1 protein-coding gene is annotated in these 400 nt (G+C 75.2%); it reads left to right on the forward strand.

Annotated elements, in window-relative coordinates:
* Nucleotides 1-400 (forward strand): 5'-3' exonuclease H3TH domain-containing protein (locus G3I71_RS49280; RefSeq protein WP_275409472.1); only part of this gene is annotated, 400 nt, incomplete at both ends.

The raw sequence follows: 400 nt of genomic DNA on the forward strand, positions 1-400 counted from the left end.
CGTCCCCGGCGTGGGGCCCAAGACGGCCGCCAAGTGGATCGGCCAGTACGACGGCCTGGCGGGAGTGCTCGAGAACGCCGAGCGGATCACGGGCAAGGCCGGGGAGTCGCTGCGCGCGCACGTCGAGCAGGTCGCGCTCAACCGTGAGCTGAACCGGCTGCTCACCGACCTCGAGCTCCCGGTCGGCCCCGAGGACCTGGCGGTCCGCCCGTGGGACCGCGCGGCGCTGCACGCGCTGCTCGACGAGCTCGAGTTCCGGACCCTGCGCGACCGGCTGTTCGCGATGCTCCCCGACGACGGACGCGACGAGCGCGTCGCGACCGCGGCGGCGCTCGACCTCGTCGAGACGGGCGTCGGCGGGCTCGCGGCCTGGCTCGACGCGCGTCGCGACGACGTGCTC

This window comes from Streptomyces sp. SID12501, from assembly GCF_010550245.1.
GTDB lineage: Bacteria > Actinomycetota > Actinomycetes > Streptomycetales > Streptomycetaceae > Streptomyces.